The organism is Enterococcus sp. HMSC061C05, assembly GCF_001814765.1.
Classification (GTDB): domain Bacteria; phylum Bacillota; class Bacilli; order Lactobacillales; family Enterococcaceae; genus Enterococcus_B; species Enterococcus_B lactis.
The window spans coordinates 184480-209171 of the sequence record NZ_KV817733.1 but is presented as its reverse complement, the minus strand read 5'-3'; the positions used below and the strand labels follow the sequence as shown (position 1 = coordinate 209171).

22 protein-coding genes, 1 other RNA gene and 1 pseudogene are annotated in these 24692 nt (G+C 37.2%); 14 read left to right on the top strand and 10 right to left on the bottom strand.

What is annotated here, in order from left to right:
• The first annotated feature begins 56 nt into the window (after nt 1–56).
• The 6 genes from HMPREF2988_RS04945 (at nt 57) to HMPREF2988_RS04920 (ending at nt 5210) form a co-directional block, all read left to right on the top strand.
• Nucleotides 57–872 carry a carbohydrate ABC transporter permease gene (locus tag HMPREF2988_RS04945; protein WP_047936897.1) on the top strand — a complete coding sequence of 272 codons (816 nt, stop codon included), beginning with the start codon at nt 57–59 and terminating at the stop codon, nt 870–872.
• Nucleotides 873–881: 9 nt separating this feature from the next.
• Nucleotides 882–1544: a DUF624 domain-containing protein gene (locus HMPREF2988_RS04940; RefSeq protein ID WP_070770101.1), complete on the top strand. Its 663-nt coding sequence runs from the start codon at nt 882–884 to the stop codon at nt 1542–1544.
• A 205-nt stretch (nt 1545–1749) separates the two neighbouring features.
• Nucleotides 1750–3414, top strand: a complete 1665-nt coding sequence (gene alsS / locus HMPREF2988_RS04935; RefSeq protein ID WP_070770100.1) for an acetolactate synthase AlsS — start codon at nt 1750–1752, stop codon at nt 3412–3414.
• 12 nt (nt 3415–3426) lie between these two features.
• Complete coding sequence (gene budA / locus HMPREF2988_RS04930) at nt 3427–4137, top strand: acetolactate decarboxylase (protein ID WP_070770099.1); 711 nt, start codon at nt 3427–3429, stop codon at nt 4135–4137.
• Nucleotides 4138–4266: 129 nt separating this feature from the next.
• Nucleotides 4267–4764 (top strand): GAF domain-containing protein, encoded by a 498-nt coding sequence (locus tag HMPREF2988_RS04925; RefSeq protein WP_070770098.1) that lies wholly within the window; start codon nt 4267–4269, stop codon nt 4762–4764.
• A gap of 185 nt (nt 4765–4949) precedes the next feature.
• Complete coding sequence (locus tag HMPREF2988_RS04920; protein WP_002289617.1) at nt 4950–5210, top strand: hypothetical protein; 261 nt, start codon at nt 4950–4952, stop codon at nt 5208–5210.
• 411 nt (nt 5211–5621) lie between these two features.
• On the opposite strand, the gene HMPREF2988_RS04915 is transcribed toward HMPREF2988_RS04920, so the two are convergent.
• From HMPREF2988_RS04915 to HMPREF2988_RS04905, 3 genes are all read right to left on the bottom strand, one after another.
• Nucleotides 5622–6158, bottom strand: coding sequence for a VanZ family protein (locus HMPREF2988_RS04915; RefSeq protein WP_083314600.1), 537 nt, complete (start codon nt 6156–6158; stop codon nt 5622–5624).
• An 880-nt stretch (nt 6159–7038) separates the two neighbouring features.
• Nucleotides 7039–7405: a transfer-messenger RNA gene (gene ssrA / locus HMPREF2988_RS04910) on the bottom strand.
• Between the two features lie 170 nt (nt 7406–7575).
• Complete coding sequence (locus tag HMPREF2988_RS04905) at nt 7576–8349, bottom strand: Cof-type HAD-IIB family hydrolase (protein WP_070770096.1); 774 nt, start codon at nt 8347–8349, stop codon at nt 7576–7578.
• Between the two features lie 143 nt (nt 8350–8492).
• Here HMPREF2988_RS04905 and HMPREF2988_RS04900 point away from each other — a divergent pair, with 143 nt between their 5' ends.
• From HMPREF2988_RS04900 to HMPREF2988_RS04890, 3 genes are read left to right on the top strand one after another with little or no spacing between them, the layout of a single operon-like run.
• On the top strand, nt 8493–8843 hold the full coding sequence (locus tag HMPREF2988_RS04900) for an SdpI family protein (RefSeq protein ID WP_002308810.1): 351 nt from the start codon (nt 8493–8495) through the stop codon (nt 8841–8843).
• Nucleotides 8824–9540, top strand: a complete 717-nt coding sequence (locus HMPREF2988_RS04895; protein ID WP_002290404.1) for a response regulator transcription factor — start codon at nt 8824–8826, stop codon at nt 9538–9540. The genes HMPREF2988_RS04900 and HMPREF2988_RS04895 overlap by 20 nt, the downstream gene beginning before the upstream one ends.
• Nucleotides 9540–10988, top strand: a complete 1449-nt coding sequence (locus tag HMPREF2988_RS04890; RefSeq protein ID WP_070770095.1) for a sensor histidine kinase — start codon at nt 9540–9542, stop codon at nt 10986–10988. Before HMPREF2988_RS04895 ends, HMPREF2988_RS04890 begins: the two co-directional genes overlap by 1 nt.
• Nucleotides 10989–11061: 73 nt before the next feature.
• Here the strand turns inward: HMPREF2988_RS04890 and HMPREF2988_RS04885 are convergent, their stop codons facing one another.
• The 3 genes from HMPREF2988_RS04885 to HMPREF2988_RS04875 form a co-directional block, all read right to left on the bottom strand.
• Nucleotides 11062–11571, bottom strand: coding sequence for a hypothetical protein (locus HMPREF2988_RS04885; RefSeq protein ID WP_070770094.1), 510 nt, complete (start codon nt 11569–11571; stop codon nt 11062–11064).
• On the bottom strand, nt 11561–12286 hold the full coding sequence (locus tag HMPREF2988_RS04880; RefSeq protein WP_070770093.1) for an FtsX-like permease family protein: 726 nt from the start codon (nt 12284–12286) through the stop codon (nt 11561–11563). Before HMPREF2988_RS04880 ends, HMPREF2988_RS04885 begins: the two co-directional genes overlap by 11 nt.
• Nucleotides 12287–12458: 172 nt before the next feature.
• Nucleotides 12459–14579: an LTA synthase family protein gene (locus tag HMPREF2988_RS04875; protein WP_002338864.1), complete on the bottom strand. Its 2121-nt coding sequence runs from the start codon at nt 14577–14579 to the stop codon at nt 12459–12461.
• Nucleotides 14580–14807: 228 nt separating this feature from the next.
• Between HMPREF2988_RS04875 and HMPREF2988_RS04870 the strand changes: the two genes are divergently transcribed.
• Genes HMPREF2988_RS04870 through ybaK form a run of 3 tightly spaced genes read left to right on the top strand, consistent with a single transcriptional unit; the run spans nt 14808 to nt 17268 of the window.
• Nucleotides 14808–15986, top strand: a complete 1179-nt coding sequence (locus tag HMPREF2988_RS04870) for a class I SAM-dependent rRNA methyltransferase (RefSeq protein ID WP_002335832.1) — start codon at nt 14808–14810, stop codon at nt 15984–15986.
• A gap of 15 nt (nt 15987–16001) precedes the next feature.
• The gene (gene aroD, locus HMPREF2988_RS04865) at nt 16002–16760 is read left to right on the top strand and encodes a type I 3-dehydroquinate dehydratase (protein WP_002290410.1); all 759 of its coding nucleotides are present in this window, start codon (nt 16002–16004) and stop codon (nt 16758–16760) included.
• 22 nt (nt 16761–16782) lie between these two features.
• Entirely contained in the window at nt 16783–17268 is a 486-nt protein-coding gene (gene ybaK, locus HMPREF2988_RS04860) for a Cys-tRNA(Pro) deacylase (RefSeq protein WP_002290411.1), read from the top strand.
• A gap of 70 nt (nt 17269–17338) precedes the next feature.
• Here ybaK and HMPREF2988_RS04855 read toward each other — a convergent pair whose 3' ends face one another.
• A complete protein-coding gene (locus tag HMPREF2988_RS04855; protein ID WP_070770092.1) occupies nt 17339–18592 on the bottom strand; it encodes a BaiN/RdsA family NAD(P)/FAD-dependent oxidoreductase in 1254 nt (417 codons plus the stop codon).
• 116 nt (nt 18593–18708) lie between these two features.
• Between HMPREF2988_RS04855 and gdhA the strand changes: the two genes are divergently transcribed.
• On the top strand, nt 18709–20058 hold the full coding sequence (gene gdhA, locus HMPREF2988_RS04850) for an NADP-specific glutamate dehydrogenase (protein ID WP_070770091.1): 1350 nt from the start codon (nt 18709–18711) through the stop codon (nt 20056–20058).
• Between the two features lie 111 nt (nt 20059–20169).
• Nucleotides 20170–21516, top strand: coding sequence for a glucose-6-phosphate isomerase (locus HMPREF2988_RS04845; protein ID WP_002290415.1), 1347 nt, complete (start codon nt 20170–20172; stop codon nt 21514–21516).
• 292 nt (nt 21517–21808) lie between these two features.
• On the opposite strand, the pseudogene HMPREF2988_RS04840 reads toward HMPREF2988_RS04845, so the two are convergent.
• From HMPREF2988_RS04840 to HMPREF2988_RS13750, 3 genes and pseudogenes are all read right to left on the bottom strand, one after another.
• Nucleotides 21809–23026: pseudogene (locus HMPREF2988_RS04840) on the bottom strand (IS110 family transposase).
• 412 nt (nt 23027–23438) lie between these two features.
• The gene (locus HMPREF2988_RS04835; RefSeq protein ID WP_010718161.1) at nt 23439–23825 is read right to left on the bottom strand and encodes a YxeA family protein; all 387 of its coding nucleotides are present in this window, start codon (nt 23823–23825) and stop codon (nt 23439–23441) included.
• Between the two features lie 270 nt (nt 23826–24095).
• The gene (locus HMPREF2988_RS13750; protein ID WP_002293931.1) at nt 24096–24245 is read right to left on the bottom strand and encodes a hypothetical protein; all 150 of its coding nucleotides are present in this window, start codon (nt 24243–24245) and stop codon (nt 24096–24098) included.
• Between the last annotated feature and the right edge of the window lie 447 nt (nt 24246–24692).

The window sequence follows — 24692 nt, the reverse complement described above, 5'->3', positions numbered from 1 at the left end:
ATATGGAAGAGAGTGTTCAAAATGAAAGGAAAAAAGCAAAAATTTTTTCAAACGATATGACCTTTATTCAATGGTTGGGTATGATTCTGCTAATAGGGCTAGCTTTATTGACGATCATTCCTTTTTTATGGATGGTTTCTGCTTCATTCAAAGCAAATAATGAAGTGTTCACGATTCCGATTCAATGGATCCCTAAAACTTGGCATTTAGAGAACTATCTGGTTATTTGGTCTCGTATTCCTTTAGTGACGTTTTTTAAGAATACAGCTTTTTTAAGCGTTGTGATCACATTGATTCAGTTGTTTACTTCTAGTTTTGCTGCTTACGGGTTTTCTAAACTGAATTTTAAAGGGCGCGATATTTTATTTTTAGCATATATCGGCACAATTGCTGTCCCTTGGCAGTCTTATATGATCCCTCAGTTCATCATGATGAGAAAAGTGGGCTTAACAGATACGTTGTGGTCATTGGTGCTATTACAAGCGTTCAATGCTTTTGGTGTGTTCTTGTTGAAGCAATATTACAGTAGTATCCCAGATTCTTTATGTGAGAGCGCGCGGATCGATGGCTTATCAGAATGGGGAATCTATCGAAAGATCATTTTACCCCTTACAAAACCGGCGATTGCCAGTTTGACGATCATCACATTCGTTAATACATGGAACGATTATATGGGGCCATTCATTTATTTGTCTTCTACGGAAAATAAAACAATCCAGTTAGGGTTGAAAATGTTTATTGGGCTATTTGATGCAGAGTACGCATTAATCATGGCTGCCTCAGTTGTTTCTGTTCTTCCTGTTGCTTTTATATTTTTAGCGATGCAAAAATATTTTGTAGAAGGGATCGCTTCATCAGGAATGAAGGAATAGGAGGCGATTATGAAAGAGCAGCGTTTTGACAAAAATGTTTATATGGAATTCTTTTATTGGTTGTATCAATCATTGGCAAGTAGCCTTTGTTTTTGGTGTGTCAATATCTTGTATATAGCAGCTGCGTTCTTTTTGTCAATAGATGGAAGGAATGTCTTTTCCCTAATTTTTTCTTTGCTTTTTATTGGTCCGGGTTGCATCGTGATGATAGGCATGACAGAAGAATTAGCAAAAGAAAAAAGTTTTTCATCAGTACGTTTGTTCATAAAGACGTTTCGCCGATTTTGGCTAAAGGGATTTTTTTATTGGCTATTTGCTTGGATAGTTAGTGTGATAGCGATTTTTGATTGTTTCTTTTTTATACGTTTTTCTTATGGAAAATGGTTGATTCCGTTGTTTGTTTTACTTGCTTGTTTATCAGTTTCCTTTAGCATCAACTGCTGGTATTTTCAGGTGAGAAATCCAGCGTCAAAACCAAATCAAGTTCTACGAATAGCGTTCTACTATACGTTGAAAAAATGGTATGTGAGTTTACTAGATTTTTTACTATTGACAAGTTTGTTTCTCTTCTTTTTCGTAAAGCCCCAATGGTGTATTCTACTAGGTCCTTCTATCGTATTTGGTTTGATTTACTTCAACAATCGTAAATTGATGAGAACGATGGATCTGTAGACTTTATAAATTGAAACTTTCAACCAAGAATGACAGTTTTTTATGTAAAATCTGTCATTCTTTTTCATTTTTTGAAACATATGGCTAAACAAATGAAATAAAACGTGCTATACTTCTGAATGAAACAGGTTTAGAAACTGTATCACTTATTTGTGATTATTTCTAACTAATAATTAAAAATAAAGCATAAAAAGGACGATGTTCAATGGCCGAAAAAATGAAACAAGGTTCGAAATCTGTAGTAGAAAGTTTGATTAACCATCACGTTGATTATGTATTTGGTATACCAGGCGCAAAAATCGATGGTGTATTTAATGAATTAGAGGATCAAGGTCCTGAATTAATCGTAACTCGTCACGAACAAAATGCTGCATTTATGGCACAAGCAATCGGACGTATCACAGGAGAACCAGGGGTTGTTATCGCAACAAGTGGTCCAGGTGCTAGTAACTTAGCTACAGGTTTGGTAACAGCGACAGCAGAAGGAGACCCAGTTTTAGCAATCGCCGGGCAAGTAAAACGAAGCGATCTATTGAAGTTGACCCATCAAAGCATGGATAATGCAGCGCTGTTCCAGCCAATCACAAAATACAGTGCAGAAATCCAAGATCCGGAAACAATTTCAGAAGTGATTGCCAATGCTTATCGTATGGCTAAGAGCTCAAAAAAAGGAGCGAGTTTTATCAGTATTCCTCAAGACGTAGTGGATGCGCCAGTTGAAGGTAATATCATCAAGCCATTGAGTGATCCTAAATTAGGTTCTGCTTCTGCAGATGATATCCGTTACTTAGCCGAACGCATCAGGGAAGCAAAACTACCGGTATTATTAGTAGGTATGCGGGGATCAAGCGAAAAAGAAACATCAGCTATCCGACAATTAGTTGAAAAGACAGCATTGCCTGTTGTAGAGACATTCCAAGCAGCTGGAGTGATCTCACGTGAATTAGAAGCGCATTTCTTTGGTCGTGTGGGATTGTTTAGAAACCAACCAGGCGATATGCTTTTGAAACGAAGCGACCTAGTCATCGCAATTGGTTATGATCCAATCGAATACGAAGCAAGAAACTGGAACGCAGAAAAAGATGCGCGGATCATTGTGATCGATGAAGCACCAGCTGAAATTGATCCGTTTATGCAGCCTGAAAGAGAGTTGATTGGCGATATCTCAGCTACTCTTGATTTATTGACAGGTTCATTAGAGCCTCAACAAGTGTCAGAAGATGCGAAAGAATATTTAGCTTCTCTTCAAGCAAAACTAACGGAGCGGGATATTGTCCAATCAAAAGGAGAAGCAGGTATTTTGCATCCTTTAGAAGTCATCAACACACTTCAGTCAAAAGTAACAGATGATATGACCGTTACTGTAGATGTAGGGAGTCATTATATTTGGATGGCACGCCACTTTAGAAGTTATGAACCCCGACATCTGTTATTCAGTAATGGTATGCAAACGCTTGGTGTAGCATTACCATGGGCAATTTCTGCTGCACTGGTACGTCCAAATACACAAATCGTATCAGTTTCCGGAGATGGCGGATTTTTATTCTCTGCCCAAGATTTAGAAACGGCCGTACGTAAAAAATTGAATATCGTTCATTTGATTTGGAATGATGGACGCTACAATATGGTAGAGTTCCAAGAAAAAATGAAATATCAACGGGCGTCAGGTGTAGACTTTGGTCCAGTTGATTTTGTGAAATATGCAGAAGCTTTTGGTGCTAAAGGAATCCGAGCTACAAGTGTAGAGGAATTAGAAAAAGCTTTAGAAGAAGGATTTGCGACAGAAGGACCCGTAATTATTGATATTCCGATCGATTACCGTGATAATGAGAAATTGGGAGAAACAATCTTACCAGATCAATTCTATTAAGGAAGTGTCGACATGACTAAAAAAATCTTATACCAGCACGGGACATTAGGAGCTTTGATGGCCGGCTTGATGGATGGAACAGAAACGATTGCTCATATATTGGAAAAAGGAACTCTGGGATTGGGAACATTGCATGGACTTGATGGTGAAGTTATCTTTTTAGATGGCGTAGCTTATCAAGGAAGATCAGATGGCTCAGTTGTCCAATTAGATGGAAGTGAACTTACCCCCTATGCAGCAATTACAGATTTTACGCCAGATACTAGTTTTTCTGTTTCAGAATCTGCAGATGGAGAACAATTGAAAAAAGACATCTTAGTAAAAGAAGATGGGGAAAATCTATTTTTAGCAGTGAAGATAACTGGATTATTCAAAAACATGCATATCCGTATCATGCCGAAACAAGAAAAACCTTATCGAAGACTAGCAAAAATTTCAGAGTCTCAACCAGAATTCCATCAAAGCAACATTCATGGAACATTAGTCGGGTTCTTTACGCCTGAATTATTCCAAGGAGTTGCTGCAGCGGGATTTCATCTGCATTTTATCGATGATACACATACATTTGGCGGACATGTAATGGATTTTGAAGTAACTGAAGGAAAAGTTGAGATTAGCCGCATCTCGTCCCTTGTACAGCACTTTCCAGTTGATGATCCGACTTTTGTTCATGAAACGATTGATTATGCTGATTTAGCAGCAGAAATCCAACAAGCAGAATAGAAAAAGACAGCGAGATGCGTTCAAGGTGATCAACCTGACGTATCTCGTTTTTTTGAGGAGGAAACCTAGCGTTTACCAAAAAACTGAGCTATAATCTTCTCCATAGATCAAAAAGGAGCGGTTTTTATCATGTGGACAGAAAAACAGAAAAAAGATGCATACGAAATTCTATTATTACAGCAACAAGGATTATTAGAAGCAGAAGATAACTGGTTAGCAAATTTAGCAAATTCATCTGCATTGCTGAATGAAACTTTACCTGAGACCGTCTTTGCAGGATACTACTTATTTGATGGCAATGAATTGATTTTAGGACCGTTCCAAGGCCGAGTTTCCTGCACACGTATCAAGTTGGGAAAAGGAGTTTGTGGAGAGTCAGCTGAAAAACAAGCGACATTGATCGTTGACGATGTCAAAAAACATGAAAATTATATTTCCTGTGATTCAGCCGCACAATCAGAAATCGTTGTACCAATGGTAAAAGAAGGTCATTTAATCGGTGTTTTAGATATCGATTGCGGAGTAACGAAAGGGTATGATGAAATCGATCAAGCATTTCTAGAAAAATATGTAGATCTTTTATTAGCAAATTTTAATATAAATGCTTTTTCATTTATTAATAACTAAAATTGACTATTGAAACAAAAAAGAAGAGAAATCAAAAATAAAAAGAGCCGGAAAGACAGTGGGCATATCTGTTTTTCGGTTTTTTTATTTTTTTATAAAATCACAAGTGTTATTGGTTTTCATAATCATATTTTAATGGTATTATCATTTTAAATAATGAAAAACACATTAAGGATGGATGAAATATGAATAACGAAACTATCATTTTAGGAAAAAAATATATTTGCCAACCTATTGGCTTGAAACAAAAAGTGGTTGGAGAAGTAATCAGTAAATTAGAAAATTGTGTTGTGATCTGCGTAGACGAATATCATGACGTCGATCGCAATGAAATATTAGAAAAATGCGGAAAAGTAGTGGCAAAATACACTCACGTTTATGAGTTGGAAACGACAGAATATCTATATAATTACAGCAATAAATATGAACATACTTTAGTTTCATAAAGATTTTAAATAAAGTGCCTTCAAAAGCGAGGAGTCCAAGCTTTTGAAGGCACTTTATTTAGTTGGCGTTGTTTTTTATATGTCTCTTTTCTTTTTAAGTGGCACAATAATTGTAAATTTTCTTTAATTGATTCTCTATGCAACCTGAATCTAGTTCAGTATATAAAAACTAGTTTCGTTTGCTTCACTGTCAGAAATTCTCCTTCGCTTCTTTTAGATTATATACAAGGTATCTCTAAAGTCCTTTTAGTTGCCAAAATTTAATAACAAATAAAGTATAATGATTATAGCTTCTCTAATTTCACTTTATTTAATTGTAGACATTATTTTTAAATAACAAACATAATCATTAAAAAAGTTTTTGTCATATCCTCAAGTACTTGTTCTAGCTTCCAGTATATGTTTCTATTTTTATCTTATTTTTTTATTTAAACTAAAAGACGTAATTTCAAATGAAAATTTATTGAATAAAGATTCCATTATTATAGTGCCCACAACGAAACCAGCAGCATTTGCAATAATATCCCCTACATCAAATATTCCTAAATGAAAAACATATTGTGCTATTTCAATTAACCAGATACCCAAAACCACTATGCCTAGATGTTTTTTATTTAATGATAGTATCCAGCCTAATGGTATAAACATGATTATATTCAGCATCACGATTATCGCATCCCCATTGATAAAATCAGAAAGAAATGATAAAGGATTGGATTCTAGTCCTCTTATTCCAATGCTTTTTAAAAAGAGCAGATAAATTAATACTAAAAAATAAAGAATATAAAATCCAATGATTACTTCCTTATAAATTTTCTTTGTAAAAAAACTTAGTAAAAAAATATAGAGAAAAAAAGTAATAATTATTATTTGGATAAATGGAATCCAAAAATCAACATCTCCACTAGGAGGAAAAATAGAGAGTGAGTAAAAATAAAGATATTTCATGTAAAACCATCTGGAAAACAAAAACGATAAACATAGTAATGAAACATTTAAAAATAACAATTTTATTTTAATTTTTATGCTATTAATAGTAGAATTCTCCTTTCAAATTTGTTTCTATTATTATAACAAAAAAACATAAAGGAGCTATACTATGAAAAATATATGAAAAAAACTATCGCTCGCATTTTTAATACTAAGTTTTTTTTCTGCAACAGTTGTAAACGCTGCTACCGCTATGACATATAGTGGGACTGGTATTTGGTCATGGAGATCTGTCAACAGTGGTCTACTTCAACTACACGTTCGTATACTGTTAGGCATAATCTAACTAGACGGAGTGCTGGAGCATCTACTGTGTTGAATGTTGCTATTGCACGGCAGAATCTGATAGGCTCAACTATAGTTTCTTCTAGGAATTTTTCTGGAACTAGCAACGGTACTTTCACAAGTTCATTAACTTCTGGCACGTATTTTCTTCAATTTGAAAGTAATGAGCGGACCAAAACATTTGACATAAATGGAAGTGTCACGTATTAATAATATTCTATCTCCTTAAAAAAATTCTATAAATGACCAGTAAAAGTACAATTGGCCGTTCATTTTACTGGTTATTTCTAATGTTTTCTAGATAGATACTCATTATTTATGGTAATTTCTGATTGGTATTTTTTTATAGGAACTAATAAAGTTAAAACGGATAAATCTATAAAGAAAATTATTGAAGGAAAGACTGTTGACAAAGAAAAACTAAGTGTGACAATATACGCGAAATTCTAATTGTTAAATAAAAAGCAAAAAATTCAAATTTATTTTAAGCCAAAATAAAAAAACGTTGATTTATCAACGTTTTTTACAGTATCTATTAGTCTCAACCATACATATATGGAGACGGCGGGAGTCGAACCCGCGTCCAAACACATCGCCACTTAAAAATCTACGTTCATAGTCAACTCATTTGAGGTTTCGCTTTACAGCTTGCCGAGTGACAGGCATTCTGTATCGCTAGTCTGATATTCTCTTTTTCAACTTACAGACGGAAAGTTGAAACGTATCCCACTAAAGTTAGGACCCTTACTCGAGCACATGGGCGATGCCGAGAGGATCTACGCTAACTGTTTTTAGGCAGCTAAAGCGTAAGAGTTGTTTTCGTTTTTAGCAGTTATATTTAACTGTAACGTTTTTACGTAGACGTAACCTACGAAACGCAATTCAAGCTCGACTGTGCCTGTCGAATCCGTAACGTCCCCGTTAGCTAACAAGGGTTACGTGTATTTTTCATACAAAATCAGTATAGCACATCTTGGGATAAATTCAATAAAAAAGCGGATGATACCCCATTATTTATATAAAAACTGTCCCTTTCTTAAGAAAAAATAAGTGATTTTTTAAGAAAGGGTCCAGTTTCGAAAAAATATCCTTAAATCAGATCAAAATGCTTCAATGCGTGGACAATCCCGCCTTCTGTATTTTTCTTTGTGATGAAAGTAGAAAGCTCTTTTAATCCATCATAGGCATTGCCCATAGCGATTTTGTTGTCGCAAGCTTCCAACAAGGCAAAATCATTCGGACCATCGCCAAATCCAAAAGTAGGAACTTCTTCTAATTGAAGTTCTTTTTTCAGTCGTTTGACACCTGCGCCTTTTGAGATTCCTTTCTTCACTGTATCAATCGAGTAAGGACCATTCCGATAAAAAGTTAGCTCAGGAAAATGTTCATGATAGTATTCGTCACCCGATTGAGATAAGATAAGTAACATATTTACTGTATTGTCTTTAAAGCCTAGAGGATCTATTTTCGGCACATCTGAATGGATAAAGTCATAAGCATCAATCATTGTTTGGCTATGACCGGTACACCAGATTTTCTGGTCGTTATAGTAAGAAAGTTCGTGCCCATTCAACTGTACATGATCATACATTTTTTGACATTCTTCTGAAGAAAATGTCTGAGAGTAGATTTCTTCACCGTTTACTCGAATGAAAGAACCGTTCATGGTGACTGCAGAAGTAATGCCCGCATCTTCCATGATCGAGTGGATTTCTGCTTCTGTACGTCCTGTGGCGATGACGGGAAGAACGTTGTTTTCTTTTAATGCGTTCATAGCTTTTGCCACTTCGGGTGTGATTTTTGACTTCGCATCTAGTAATGTTCCATCAAGATCAAAGAAAGTGATTGCACGATAATTTGACACAAATAAAACTCCTTTTTTATTGGAATAAGTTTATCTTAACAAAGAATGAACAAAAGACAAACCTTTCGTGAAGAATTCCTGAACATATTGGTTCAGTCAACAATATAGAGTATACTATAAGAAGAGAATTTAGGAGGGAAAGAATGATTTTTTTCAGTATTGGTATCTTATTCTTAATAATTGGCAGTCTTTTTCGGATTCTGCCCTCAAAAGGAAACCTGCCTTTTTATGGGTACCATTCGCCTCTTGCCGCAAAAACAGACGCTCATTGGCGACTAGCACAAAAGACAAGCGGGAACTGGTTTTTCCTTATGGGCTTACTGATGACATTGATCGGTTATTATTTAAAGATATCTGGACATACGAATTATTTTTTGATCGAAATGCTATTATTGGTATTTCCAATTATGCCCATTTTTATTATGACAGAAAAAAAATTACAGAGATATGACCTGGAAACTGGAGGGAACGATAATGAATATTTTAATGATTGAAGATAATCAATCTGTTTCTGAAATGATGCAGATGTTTTTCTTAAATGAAGGTTGGGAAGCAACCTTCAAATATGATGGAAAAGAAGGGCTCGACGCCTTTTTAGAAAACCCCCAACACTGGGACATGATTACATTGGACTTGAATTTGCCTACAATGGACGGCATGCTAGTAGGAAGAGAGATCCGCAAAGTTTCAAGCACAGTGCCGATTATCATGCTGACAGCTAGAGATTCTGAAAGTGATCAGGTGATCGGCTTAGAGATGGGGGCAGATGATTATGTGACAAAACCTTTCAGTCCGCTGACGCTTATTGCTCGAATGAAAGCTTTACATCGCCGTAGCGAGTTGGCAGAAGCAAGAGAAGAAGCAGCGGTTTCAGATGACCATTTTGATATTGAGACCAGTCATTTCAAGATGAATACGAAAACACGAGAAGCATATCTGGACAATCGGCCCATCGAAGGCTTGACGCCTAAAGAATTCGATCTATTGTTTACTTTAGCAAAAAAACCACGACAAGTATTTTCTCGGGAACAGTTGCTTGAACTAGTCTGGGATTACCAGTATTTTGGTGATGAACGGACAGTAGATGCCCATATCAAGAAATTGCGTCAAAAAATTGAAAAGGTCGGACCACAAGTTATCCAAACTGTTTGGGGAGTCGGCTACAAATTTGATGATTCTGGTGTTGCCTAATGCGTTATTTGTATCAGCAACTCTTAGCTTTTTGCGGAATGGTCGCGTTGATCTTATTGATCGTCGGAGTTTCTTTTACGCAACTGACAAAACAGACGATTGAAGAAAACAATTATCAGCAACTGTTTGGATATGCTGAATCAGTTGAAAAGACAACGCAAACATATGCAAACAGAATGTCACAACCTAATCAAGATCTGGCATTTCAAAATGCATTGCTGTTGACGGAGCAAGTACTGACAGAACAAAATGTGAATTTTATATTCATCGATAAAAATGAACGAATCATTTATCCTATTGATACAGCGATGCTAGACTTTTCTCTGACAAGTGATCAATGGGAAAATCTAAGAAACAGTCGTCAAGAAAAGTTTACATCAGATAAAAATATCTTGGGGCAGAAGCAAGCAACCTCTTATGCACTGATTCCATTTTATTTAGATAATGAATTTTACGGAGCTTTAGTAGTTAGTCAACCCGCGCGGAATATCGATAACAGTGTTCGTCCAATTACACTGAATCTGTTCAAAGGTTTCATTTTTTCCAGTATTGTGGCGGTCATTGCTAGTTATGCTTTTGCAGCATTCCAAGTCAAGCGGATCAATCGTTTAAGGAATGCGACGAAAGAAGTGACGAATGGTAATTTTGATGTACAGCTTCCCGTACATGATAAAGATGAATTTGATGAGTTAGCAGATGATTTCAATAAAATGACGAATTCACTGAAAGAATCTCAAGCAGAAATCGAAGAACAGGAGAATCGTCGAAGACAATTCATGGCCGATGCTTCCCATGAGATGAGAACACCTCTTACAACGATCAACGGTCTTCTGGAAGGGTTGGAATACAATGCGATCCCTGAGAATCAGCGAGAAAACGCGATTAAATTGATGAAGAATGAAACAGAGCGTCTGATCCGTTTAGTGAATGAAAATTTGGATTATGAAAAAATCCGTACGAATCAAATCAGTATGGTCATTAAAAAATTCAATGGTACAGAAACATTGAGGAATATTGTTGCCCAGTTAGAAGCTAAAGCAGAGGCAGCAGGGGATACGTTGACACTGAAAGCCGATGATGATATCGATGTTTACGCGGATTATGACCGTTTTGTCCAAATCATGGTCAATATTATTCAAAACGCGATACAATTTACTGAAAACGGCCAAATCACAGTCACTCTGGAAAAAGGTTATCTTGAAACGATCATTACGATCGAAGATACGGGAATTGGAATGTCTGAGCAACAAATGAAAAGTATCTGGGATCGCTATTATAAAGTAGATCCTTCAAGAAAAAATACAAAATATGGTGAATCAGGATTAGGATTACCAATCGTGCAACAGCTTGTAAGATTGCATAAAGGTAAATTAGACGTAAAAAGTGAACTAGGAAAAGGAACGAAATTCACCGTCCGTTTGCCTGACGTAGAAATCAAAGAAGAGTAAAAAAAACAAGTGATATAAAAGATCATGAATCGATCTTCTATATCGCTTGTTTTCTTATAATAAAAGGACTGATTTAACCCGCAGGCTCTAAACGATCAATGTAAGGACTCTGGGCAATAGTAGCGTCATGCGTAAAGAGTAAGATACCTTGATTTTCTTCATGAGCTAAATAAGAAAGCAAGTGGAGCAGTTCTTGGATCTCCAATATGCTAAGTTCATCAAATGTATCTTCAATAACAATATTGTTTCGTTTGGAAAGCAACGCATGAAGCAATTGAAGCTTTACTTTCTCAAAAGGCGTAAGCTCAGTCGCCGCACAATTAAGTAACGAAGAAGAGATATCAAGTTTTTCTTGATAGGCTAAACGATCTTGTTTGATTCCCTTTTCTGGTAAATCTAACAGCACATGGTCTTTGAGCTTTAGGTAAGGAAACATTGGCCAATCTTTTTGAACGATGGCGAAATTTTCCAGATTAGCAACTAGAACTTCTCTTTTTAAATGTTCCAATATCTTATCCTGTTTTTCGAGGGGACACAAGATAACGGTCAAATGGTCAGCGTTAATCAAATATTCAGGTTTCATTACGTTTAGACCTCCTGCTTTGCAAGTGATGGATAAAAAAAGTGAATGGGAATAGGCTGAGAATCAGACAGCACCCGCTAAGTCCAACAAGTGTTTGGGCAAAGCCTCTAAGGATATCTGTGAAAAACAGATCATTTTGAAAATCGATAGTAAAGAAAGTCTGCTGATCCATCGGAATCGTAAGTCCGCTTACTGAAGTCAAGATATCACGGATATCTGGCAGCTCAGCAGTCTTTAAGACAAGAAAATTGATCCTTTGAAGCAGTGTTTCATAAACCGACTGGAAGCTGACGATCCACAATAAAACCAAGATACAACAAAGAAAGAGAGGAAAGAACAGCTGCCAAAAAATAAAAAGGAACAGTTTGGCTTTAGAAAGACCAGTCAGGCGCCAATTCATCAATTCTTGCTGGTTTTGCCTGAGTGAATAGTAAAAGAAAAAGATAAAAAAGAAGGCAAACAGAAAAAATAAACTGAATATGCCTTTTAGATAAAATCGGCTAGCTAATTCTAAAGCCGGAAGAAGCTCCGTAGATGCAGAAGCACCAATAAATGAAAGCCGATCTTGGACTTGATTCGCTAAAGCCGATTGCAAATGGTAGAGAGTCAGGCATGCTATCAATAAAAAAGCAGAAAAGCTTGAAAATAAACAATAGAGTATTGTCTGCTTTTTGTAATAAATTAATCGAGCAGTAGCATAGCGGATCATTTTCATACTTTTCACCTCTATAAAAAGTATAAAAAATGAATATGAATAAAGTATGAAATTCCTTTAGTAAAATCACGAATTAAAACCAAAACCAGAAAACCTCTTGCTTTTTGCAAGAGGTTGTGAAAAAAGGAGCTGCGACAAGATGTTTGTCGCAGCTCCTTTCAGATTTGTTTTATCATTCGGAAGAACTTGTGGTCGTTCCGTGAAGTTCTTGATACGTTTGTGTTTTATAAAGATCAACAGTTGATTGTCCGTTGTGTTGACTAAAGACACTAGTTGATTTGTCACCAAGAGATTTTTCAGCTTCTTTTAATTTTTCTAAGCCATTCTTGTAGTCATAATCACTGGTATCAATTGGGTCTAACCCACTGTTCGTATAGAACCGAAGAAGATCACCGTTATTGATTTGATCAGAAACAGCTAACTGTTTATCAACTTTTTCTTTGAGTGAATCAATTTCATTCTGTACTTCCTCAGTAGGTTCAGTAATGGCTTCACCAGTTTCGTTACTGTAGATGGTACCACCGTAGTAAGTATATTTTGGAGTAACAAAATCGCCATCACGGAAAGAAACAAGCTGTTCATGATCTTTCGAGAATAGATCTTGTCCTAACTGAATATAATTTTTTGTATCTACACCTAGTAAATGGAGCAGTGTAGGCAAAGCATCAACTTGGCCGCCATAAGTGTGATTGATCCCGCCTTGTGTTTGTCCAGGAATATGGATCATATAAGGGACACGCTGCATTTGTGCATTGTCATAATTTGTCCAAGTAGAACTTGTTTTTCCAACTAGTTCAGCTAGATTTTTATTTCTAGAATTCGAGACACCATAATGGTCACCGTAAAGAACGATAACTGAATTATCATACAAGCCGCTTTCTTTCAAATAGTTGAAGAATTCTTGTACGGCAGTGTCTAAATAATTGGCTGTCGCGAAGTAACCGTTAATCGTCTCATCGTTTGTATTGGCTAACGGGAATCCAGCTTCGTCATTGGTGAATTTCGAATAAGGATAATGGTTAGATACAGCAATGAATTTTGAATAAAATGGTTGTTGCAGACGTTCCAAGTATTGTACAGATTGTTGGAAAAATGGTTTATCATGCAAACCGTATTGGAACGAATTGTCATCATTAACGTCATAATAAGAAGAATCGAAGAAATAATCATATCCTAAATTCTTATAGGTCTCGTTTCGATTCCAGAATGTGCCGGCGTTCCCATGGAACACGGCACTCGTGTAGCCTTCTGTTTGACTTAAAATATCAGGTGCAGCTTGGAAAGTATTTTTTCCGCCTAATTGTGTGAACAAGGAGCCTTGATTCAAGCCAAACAATGAATTTTCCATCAGCGTTTCCGCATCACTTGTTTTTCCTGCTTTTACTTGATGGAAAAAGTTGTCAAAACTGAACGTGCTATTGCTGTGGTAAAGACTATTGATGAAAGGTGTAACTTCATGTTGGACACCATTCTCATCTGTCAATTTATAATCGATCAAGAATTGTTGGAAGCTTTCTAAATGGATATAAATCACATTTTTTCCTTTAGCGAGTCCAAACAAATCATCATTTGGTGCTGCGTAATGTTCTTTTACATAATTTTCTACTTCTTTCATATCATTGGGGCTTGCTTCTGCCCGCACTTGGTTTGTCTGGTAAGTTTGAACGCCGTCGTAAACCATGAAAGCATTCAAGCCAAGATATTTGACCAAATAATCCCGAGAGAATGTACGAGTCAATAATTCTGGACGATCAGCTTCCGCCATAAAAAGATTTCCTGAGAAAATCATAACGGCTAATGTAGAGATCGCAAAAGCCATTCTTGCTCGAATCGGACGAGGGTCCAACTTGATTTTTTTGGCGATCAGTAGAACAGTCAAGATAATGAAATCGATCCAATAGATCACGTCATATGGGCGAAACAGTCGAATGGCACTTTCTCCCAGACCACTTGCTACTTTCCCAGCACCTAAAATCGTGTTGATCGTAATGAAGTCCGTGAATTCTCGATAATAAGTGACATTCGAAAAAACAAGCAATGTCAAAAGAAAATAAATGACCATCATCGTGATATAAGCAACTCTAGGGCGTCTGATATAAAGAGCAATTCCAAGTAATAACAGTGTAGTTGCAATAGGATTGATAAACAAGATAAAGTATTGAATGCCACTTTCAATTCCGAGATGGAAATCGACCAAATAGGCAAAAATCGTTTTCAACCAAAGTAAAACGACTAGTAAAGAAAAAAATCCGAGCCTCTTATTCAAAAAGGCAGGTGTTTTTATATATTTCAAGATAATCTTCCTTTCTGCACTTCTTAATCACAGAAGTGTCATGAAACCATGTTACACAGCTCACTTATTCTCATTTATTTTACTAGTATGACAATATAGTGTCAATTGAAACCAGAACTTTGTGCTGTTTCATTAAGTTTTTCTTTAAGCTTGATGAAAAAGGAGCAGTAAGACAAGACCTATGTTTTTTGTTATACTTGAGAAGAGAAAGCTAAAGCAGGTGAAGGAATGAAAGTACAAGTAAAAAAAAGAGCAAGCAGTCGATTAAAAAAAGGATACCCACTGATCCAAAAAGAAGACCTTGCACATCCCCAAAAAGAAACCACGCAATGGGTGGAATTAGTTGATCCGCAAAACCAATTTATCGCAAAAGGATATCTAGGAAAGCAGAATAAAGGGATCGGTTGGGTATTGAGCCAGCAGGATATCCCATTTGATCAATCATTTTTTGAAGAACTTTTTGTGAAGTCAAAAGAAAAAAGAACTTTCTTTTTTTCAGATGATTCTACTACCGCTTTTCGTATATTCAATGGAGAAGGAGACGGAATCGGCGGTCTGATTATTGATTATTATGCAGGTTATGCTGTTTTTTCTTGGTATAACGAGACGTTATATACACATCGTGAATTATTGATTCAAGCTTTTCGTGAAATCTATCCGGAAATCATCGGCGGATATGAGAAAATTCGTTTTGAATCAGTGAATCTGCCTGAGAGCCAGTTCATTTACGGAAAAGAGGCACCGGAGCCCTTGGTCGTAAAAGAAAACGGAGTAAAATTTGCCGTTTATTTGAATGAAGGATTGATGACTGGTATCTTTCTAGACCAAAAAGAAGTACGGGGATCATTAGCAGAAGGTTTCGCTTCTGGGAAAACAGTTTTGAATATGTTTAGTTATACCGGCGCCTTTTCTGTTGCTGCCGCAATGGGAGGGGCAATCGAAACGACAAGTGTCGATCTAGCAAAACGCAGTTTGAAAAAAACACAGGAACAGTTTGAAGTGAATGGCCTGGATGTCGATCAGCAAAAAATCATTGTTATGGACGTATTCGAGTATTTCAAATACGCAAAAAGAAAACAATTTTTATATGACATGATTGTATTGGATCCACCAAGTTTTGCCAGAAACAAGAAAAAAGTCTTTCGCGTAGCAAAAGATTATGGGGAACTGATCAAGGATAGTCTGGATATTTTAGCAGAAGATGGGATACTTATTGCGTCTACAAATGCTGCGAATGTCTCGATCGAACAATTCCAAACAATGATCGAAGAGGAATTCCATGCCAAGAATGTTTCTTTTGAACAACTTGCTTTATATCGTCTGCCAAAAGATTTCCAGACGACGGATACCTTTTTAGAAGGCAATTATCTGAAAGTGTTTGTTTATCAAATTAAAAATAACCATTAGAAGGAGCGATGCAGAGTGGTTCGGATAAAGGGATTGAATATAGGAAGCGGTAGACCAAAGATTTGTGCGCCTCTTATCGGAGCCGTCCGAGAGGAAGTATTACGTGAAGCAGTTCTTGCACGTGAAGCAGGGGCCGACTTAGTCGAATGGCGAGTCGATCATTATCGTAAGGTTTTTTCTTTTGATGAAGTTGCAGAAACATTGGTTCTTATCCATGAGATGCTTGATGGATTGCCGTTATTATTTACGTTCCGTACCTTAGCTGAAGGCGGAGAACAAGACATATCGATCCGTCAGTATCGCGATCTTTATGAACATGTGATACACACTGGATTAGTAGATATGGTCGATATCGAGTTGTTCAAAGTTGAAAGTTTAGGGAAAGGACTGATAGAGGAAATCAAATCTTTAGATATCCCTTTGATCATCAGTAGTCATGATTTTAAAGAAACACCAGCTGACCCTGTCTTGCTTTACCGGTTGAATGTCATGGAACATTTTGGCGCTGATATCGGAAAGTTGGCAGTGACTCCCAACAATGAACGAGATGTTTTGCGGTTGATGGAGTTGACTAGACGGGCAAATGCTTTTGTCTCCATGCCTATCATTACGATGTCTATGGGCGATCTGGGGAAAATTTCTCGTCTGGCTGGCGGAACGACAGGATCTGTCATGACGTTTGGTTCCTTAAGCAGTGATTCTGTTTCTGCTCCAGGACAATTACCGGTCAAAGCATTGAAGCAAATTATCCAATTATTAAATGAACCGTTGTAGAACAAGTTTGAGGTGATATTTTTTGGCAAAGAAAAAAATAGTAAAAACGAATGCGATCCGTATGGTCGAACAAAAAAAGATTCCCTATACAGAACACGAATATGAATGGGACGAAAACCACCTAAGTGCGTCCTCTGTCGCCGAACAGCTCCCAGAGAGCCAATCTCGTATATTTAAAACACTGGTTGCTGTGGGCAATGTGACGGGGCCTCTTGTTGCTGTGATACCAGGAGAAGCCGAATTGAATCTAAAAAAATTAGCAAAAGTTTCAGGGAATAAAAAAGTAGAAATGCTTCATTTGAAAGATTTGGAAGCAACGACCGGATACATACGTGGTGGCTGCTCGCCTATAGGAATGAAAAAACTATTTCCTACTTATTTAGATCAAATCGCAGAAAACTATGATCAAATCATTGTATCAGCTGGCAGAAGAGGGCTGCAGATGGAATTAGCTCCTCAAGATATCTGTGCATTAACGAGCGGACAATTTGCAGATATAAAACAATAAATCATACGTATAAAAGAAAGAAGGAGGCCGGGATGTTGTTTGCCCAGTCTCCTTCTTTCTTTTTTATACATTATGCTCTTTGCCCAGCATTCATTCCTGCTACATGTCCTGTAGCGAAAGCCGCTGTGATATTAAAGCCGCCAGTATAACCATTGACATCCAGTAATTCTCCGGCAAAATACAGACCATCAATGATTTTACTCTCCAACGTTTTAGGATGAATTTCCTTTAGAGAAACCCCTCCGCCAGTTACAAATGATTTCTCAATAGGAAAAGTCTTGTTGATTGATAGCTTAAACTCTTTGCATAATTGAACGAAATCTTGAATTTGTTTTTGAGAGGCTTGTTGTCCTGTTAGGCTGTCCATTTCAAGCCGCTCAAGAAAGAAAACCAACAATCGCTCAGGTAATAGACCGTGCCAAGCATTTACTAAGTTCTTTTTGGTGGCTTTACTTTTTTCTGTCAATAAATGAATAAGCTCTTGTTTGGTTTGTGTAGGGAAACAATCCAGAGAAAGGGTCACTGGTTCTCCCGTTTTCTCTAATTCTTTATTGACAAAACTTGAACAACGCAGTGCAGCCGGACCAGAAATACCGAAATGGGTGAAAAGCAAATCCATCGTATGTTCAGTCAATACACGGCCTTTTTTATTTAGAACACGTAAAGTGATGTCCTGTAAAGAAAGCCCTTGAAGTGTTTTCTCTTGAATATACGGTTCATCCGATATCAAGGGGGACTCTGTCGCATAAAGAGGCGTCACCGTGTGACCTACTCGCTTCACGATCTTGTACCCATCTCCAGTAGAACCAGTAGAGGGATAAGTCCGACCACCAGTCGTTAAGATAACGGCAGGAGCATGGAACTCTTCGAATTCCGTGCGTATACCGTAAATTTTATGTTCTTTGTGGATCAATTTCTCTACTCGAGTAGAGAATAGGATCGTCACATCTAGTTCTTTCAGACGATTAAGTAATGCTTCGATAATCGTTTTTGATTTATTTGTCACAGGAAACATCCGTCCATGATCCTCTTCTTTTAAATGTACGCCTTGTGATTCAAAGAAGTTCATGATATCGAAATTATTCCATTGTGCAAATGTACTATATAAAAACTTTCCATTTCCAGGAATATGTGCGATTAAATCATCAACAGGACGATTATTCGTGACGTTGCACCGACCACCACCTGTCATCAGTAGTTTTTTCCCTGCTTTTTTGTTTTTTTCGATCAAAAGTACGCGTGCGCCTTGTTCAGCTGCACTGATCGCTGCCATCATCCCGCTTGTTCCAGCGCCGGCTACGATCACATCATACAGTTTTTCCATTCCCTCACCTCAAGGAAAGTGTAGCATATTTGAAGAAAGAAAACAGAAAAAAATGTTTTGAGCCAAAAGAGAAAATGAGCTAAAATGAGGGAAGATAAGCAAAGGAGCGTGGAACGATGACAAACGCAACAGAATATGTTCAAGCAATTCAAGAAAAGCTACATCAAAAGGATCAAGGACAAGAAGAATTTTTACAAGCAATCGATGAATTTATGCCCACAGTAATGTCTTTTTTGGACACTCATCCCGAATATATCGAAAAGAATATTTTAGAACTTTTAACAGAACCAGAAAGAATTATTCAATTTCGAGTACCTTGGCAAGATGATAAAGGAAACTGGCGAGTAAATAGAGGCTATCGTATCCAATACAATTCAGCTATCGGCCCTTATAAAGGTGGATTACGCTTCCATCCCAGTGTCAACCTAAGTATCTTAAAATTTTTGGCTTTTGAACAGATTTTCAAGAATAGTTTAACTGGTCTGCCAATCGGTGGAGGAAAAGGTGGGAGTGATTTCGATCCTAAAGGGAAATCTGATAATGAAATCATGCGTTTTTGTCAAAGTTTCATGTTGGAATTGTCAAAACATATCGGGCCATCGATTGATGTTCCTGCGGGAGATATCGGTGTAGGAGCTAGAGAAATCGGCTATTTGTTCGGCGAATATAAACGATTGAAAAAATATGATACTGGTGTGTTGACAGGTAAACCTCTAGATTTCTGGGGAAGCAAGATACGTACAGAAGCGACTGGATATGGATTAGTGTATTATGTCAAACATCTATTGAACGAAGAAAAAGATTCATTTAATCAAAAAATAGTTTTTGTTTCCGGAAGTGGGAATGTAGCCATTTATGCAATCGAAAAAGTGCAAGAACTAGGTGGAAAAGTGGTTACATGTTCAGATTCCAACGGGTATATCTATGATCCAGAAGGAATAGACGTGTCACTATTGAAAGAAATCAAAGAAATCAAGCGCCAACGTTTAACAGAATACGCGAACCAACGTCCTTCTGCTGTTTATCATGCTGGAGAATCTGTTTGGACATTGAAAGAAAAGGCGGATATCGCTTTGCCATGTGCCACTCAAAACGAAATAGACGAAAGCTTGGCTGAAATCTTAGTAGAAAATGGGATCAAAATCGTAGCAGAAGGCGCTAATATGCCATGTACAGTAAAAGCTGTTTCTGTTCTTCATGAAGCAGGCGTGTGGTATTGTCCAGGAAAAGCTGCTAATGCTGGAGGAGTGGCAGTATCTGCTTTAGAAATGAGTCAGAACGCCCAGCGATTGACTTGGGAAAGAGAACAAGTGGATGAGCAGCTGGATCAAATCATGGAAACGATTTACCATACGTGTCGCCAAACAGCCGCTGAGTATGGCGATGAAAAGAACTTGCTTCTTGGAGCAAATGTTGCTGGATTTGAAAAAGTTGCCAAAGCAATGGCAGCAGAAGGTTTAGTTTAAAAAATGAAACTTTCTTGGAAATATTGTCAGCATTTTGTTTATTTGCTTGAAAAATAATAAAAAAAAACGTAAAGTATTACCTGTAGAGTAAACCTATAAGGAGGAGAACAAATGGCACACATTCATTTTGACTATTCAAAAGTAGCACCGTTTGTCAATGAACATGAGTTAGGGTACATGCAAAGCCAAGTAACAGCAGCCCACAACGAATTACGGGAAGGAACTGGCGCAGGAAGCGACTTCCGCGGCTGGATCGATTTACCAACGAACTATGACAAAGAAGAATTTGCACGTATCAAAGAAGCAGCTAAAAAAATCCAATCTGATTCTGAAGTATTAGTTGTTATCGGTATCGGTGGTTCTTATTTAGGCGCTCGTGCAGCGATCGACTTCTTGAATCACACATTCTTCAATCTATTAGATAGCGACACACGCAAAGCACCACAAATCTTCTTTGCCGGAAATTCAATCAGTTCAACATATATCGCTGATTTGATCGAAGTAATCGGTGATCGCGACTTTTCAGTAAACGTTATTTCAAAATCTGGAACAACTACTGAACCAGCGATTGCTTTCCGTGTATTCAAAGAGCTTCTTGTTAAGAAATACGGACAAGAAGAAGCAAACAAACGTATCTACGCTACAACAGATAAAGCAAAAGGTGCAGTTAAAGTAGAAGCAGATGCAGAAGGTTGGGAAACTTTCGTGATTCCTGATGACATCGGCGGACGTTTCTCTGTATTAACGGCTGTTGGTTTGTTACCAATCGCTGTTAGTGGAGCAGATATTGACGCATTGATGCAAGGAGCTGCTGATGCAAGCAAAGCTTATTCAAGCGACAAACTAGAAGAAAACGAAGCTTACCAATACGCAGCAATGCGCAACATTCTTTACCGTAAAGGCAAAGTAACTGAGTTGTTGATCAATTATGAACCAGGAATGCAATACTTCTCAGAATGGTGGAAACAATTGTATGGCGAATCTGAAGGAAAAGACCAAAAAGGCATCTATCCTTCAAGCGCAAACTTCTCAACTGATTTGCACTCTTTAGGACAATTCATCCAAGAAGGACGCCGCAATATTTTTGAAACAGTTGTGAAAGTTGAAAAACCTCGTAAATCAATCACGATTCCTGAACAAGCAGAAGACTTAGACGGTCTAGGCTACTTGCAAGGAAAAGAAGTGGACTTCGTAAATACAAAAGCATTTGAAGGAACATTGCTTGCTCATACAGACGGTGACGTGCCTAACTTGCTAGTCAAAATTCCAGAAATGGATGCTTACACATTGGGTTACACAATGTACTTCTTTGAAATTGCTGTAGGTATTTCAGGTTACTTGAATGGAATCAACCCATTCGACCAACCAGGTGTAGAAGCTTACAAGAAAAACATGTTCGCACTTCTAGGCAAACCAGGCTTTGAAGATCTTGCTAAAGAATTGAACGAACGCCTGTAAGATAAGGGTTTCTCGCTAGATTTAAAAAATCAGTGATAGAAACATGTTGGCTTTGAAATAAAAGCTGGTACCCATTTAGGTGCTTAACACATATTAACACCGTTTATTCGGAAAAAGGGGGTTGTGACAAGAATTTTGTCACAGCCCCTTGTTCCTACGATTAGTCAAGTAAAAGATGTAATAAAAATAGCTCGTAAACAAAAGCGAAAAAATCAAGGCACACCAAATAAAGCCCCGTTCGTAAAAAAATTTTCGATCTGGGCAAAGAAGTGGTATACTGTAAGTGGTTTAGTTAATGGTCCACTGAGACCGCGTACGCATAGTCGTACTCTGTATGTGCCCTAACCATAGCGTGCATACATTTCAGAAGCTTGTTCATACAAGCAACTGTGGCAACCTTATCTTTCTTAGGGATAGGTTGCTTTTTTAATTTGTAGTAATAATCGACAATATGATTAGGAGCTGCGCGTTGCTGGCGAATCATATTTCGAATGGTGAAGAAAATAATTTTCCGTGCTTTGGGATTACCACGCTTATTGATGCGGTCTTGGCCAGTATACTTACCTGATTGATACCGTCGGATGTCGATTCCGACAAAGGCATTCAATTGTTTATGGGTTTCAAATCGTGTGATATCTCCTAATTCACCGAGCAATAAAGCGGCTGTGAGTGCGCCAATCCCAGGGAACGTTTGGTACAACAAAAAGCAAGGAGAGCCTTCGGCTTTTTTGATCATTTGTGTCGCCAGTGCTTCTTTTTGTTCGAGTAAATCTTGGAGAAGTTCGGCGTAATAGATCGTTTTTTGACAGTGGATACTGTCTTTTTCAACAGCTGGATAGGCACACTGTGCATAGTGGATGATTTGATCTGCCTTTTGCTCGGCACGATTCGCGGAGATTTTTTTCCGTGTTTCGTTGATCAGTTTATTTTTTATTTTTGTCCGAGTAGATGCCAATACAAAATCTGGATGGGGAAAAAGACGGATCAATGTCAATGCGTAAGGGGTCAGCCTGTTTGAAAAGAACTGTTCAAGCTCTGGAAAAGTCAACTGAAGGCAGTTGTGTAAATCCATGCGCAGACGAGTGATTTTCTTCTCAATTTCTTGATAAAAACGGGCTAAATCGCGCATCTCTAAGTAAAAATTGCTTTGTACTTCTTTTGGCTGACGTTGATTTTTAAGATGAGTCTGTGCGAGCCGATGGGCATCCGATTTATCTGTTTTCCAACTGCGTAAGGTGCTTTCTTCCATCTGTTTTTTCGCTTCTAACGGGTTTAACAAACAGTAAGAAAAGTGATGATCTTGAAAGAACTTTTCGACTGGTCTGGAATAAATCCCCGTTGCTTCAAAAACAATCAATGGACGTTCAGGCAAGTGCTGGATCTCTTCGAGTAATGCATGAAATCCTCTTTGAGTGTGTTCGATCTCGTCTTCAAATAAGCAGGTGTCGTCTTTGTATAGGACACTGTAGCTGTGTCACATTGAAACATCTAATGCAAGAATGTAAGGCATTTGTATTCCTCTTTTTTAAGTTTTGAAAGAACTTTACTGCTTCATTTCGATTCCAATTTCCTATACACGGGCTCATGGCCCCAACATACGTAAACCTGATTCTAAAATGACAGTAAAGAAGTTCGGTTTTTGATAGGGACTCGTAGTCCTCGGGACTTTGTTCGAACTTTCTTTCACTCTTCACTATAATCTAAAAATAGAAAATAGAGGGAGGGGAACATCATTCGTCAATGATGTTCCCCTCTAATCTTAGTATGTTTTGTATGGGAATCGATTCATTGCCTTGTTCTTTAGTTAAGGACTGGAAGAACAGGAAAGTGACTTCGAAGACCAATTCTATTTTTTTGTTTTCTAAAATCGACAAACAAAAAAGCACTTAAATCGAGTGCTTTTTTACGATAGTTTCTTAATCTTAAGATAGCCCTAATTTGTCTTTTACAGATGAAGGTACTTTATCGCTAGTGATTACTTTTTTCTCTATAATTCGCTTTTCGCTTGCTTTCAACTGCAAGATTGTTCCTTCGGGATAGGCAGAACCATTAGCAGAGTCGCCAGAAGTGATGACATCAAAATCCAATTGTCTTTTTTCACCGTTTTCAGCGTACGCATCTACGTTATATTTAAACCCTTTTCCAATTACTTCTCCATTATCTGCTTTAATATCAGTTTCTGGAGGCATCGGTGCTTTGATTACTGCATAATAATCTTTTCCTACATAAGTAGACTGATAGTAGTCCCAGCCTTTCCATCCTATAAAAGCAATCAATATGATAACGATCAACCCTAAAATTTTTTTCATGAAAGATCTCCTTTTTTATTTTTATTATATTAAATATTATACAGATAATAACGGAATATCATCATCGAAACAGCTAACAATATTGTCATAAAAAGCGACGATAATTGATATTAAAACTTATATTTTTGTTTAGGTCAAGAACCAATGACAGATATAATGACCAGATGTATGTAAAAAATACAAAAAGACGTCTGTCGCGGATCACCGTTACAAACGTCTTTTATTGATTTTCCGAGATCTCATCAGTCGCCATTTGGAATGGGTCACTCCTTATCTAGATTCATTTAATGCTCGGACTGCTTGTTCAATTGTAATACCAAACGCAACGTTATTTTCGTTTTGTGCATCAATCGCCATAAAACGGTTAGAAGTTGTATCAAAGGCTACGCGGTATTGCATATTTGTTTTTGTAAACGTCATAAAATTCATCTCCTTTGTAATGTAATTCAGTTCTTGAAAGTTTCCTTTAAACTTTCGAACCTATAACAAGTTTAGCATCGTCCGTTTTTTCATGCAATTAAAAAGCATTTATCACTTTTCTTGTTTACTTTTTCTTAAATCAATTAGCTGTTTTCTTTCAAGCCAATAAGTAGTCCAACCATCAACGTTACAAAGACTATTGCTTGGATATAGATCATATGCTCACCCCCTGTAAATAATTTAGCAGGATAATGAAAAGAACACACGAACAACATAGGAATATAAACAAACGTTTTTGTCACAACATCTAGAATTATGATAAGAAAATAGTTATCTAAAAAGTAAAAAATAAATCAAATAAAAATAAAAAAGCAAAATAAAACGTTTTCAAATGGAGGGAGATTTGTTATTATAAAATAAAGAAAAACAAAGAAAAGAGGGAATGAA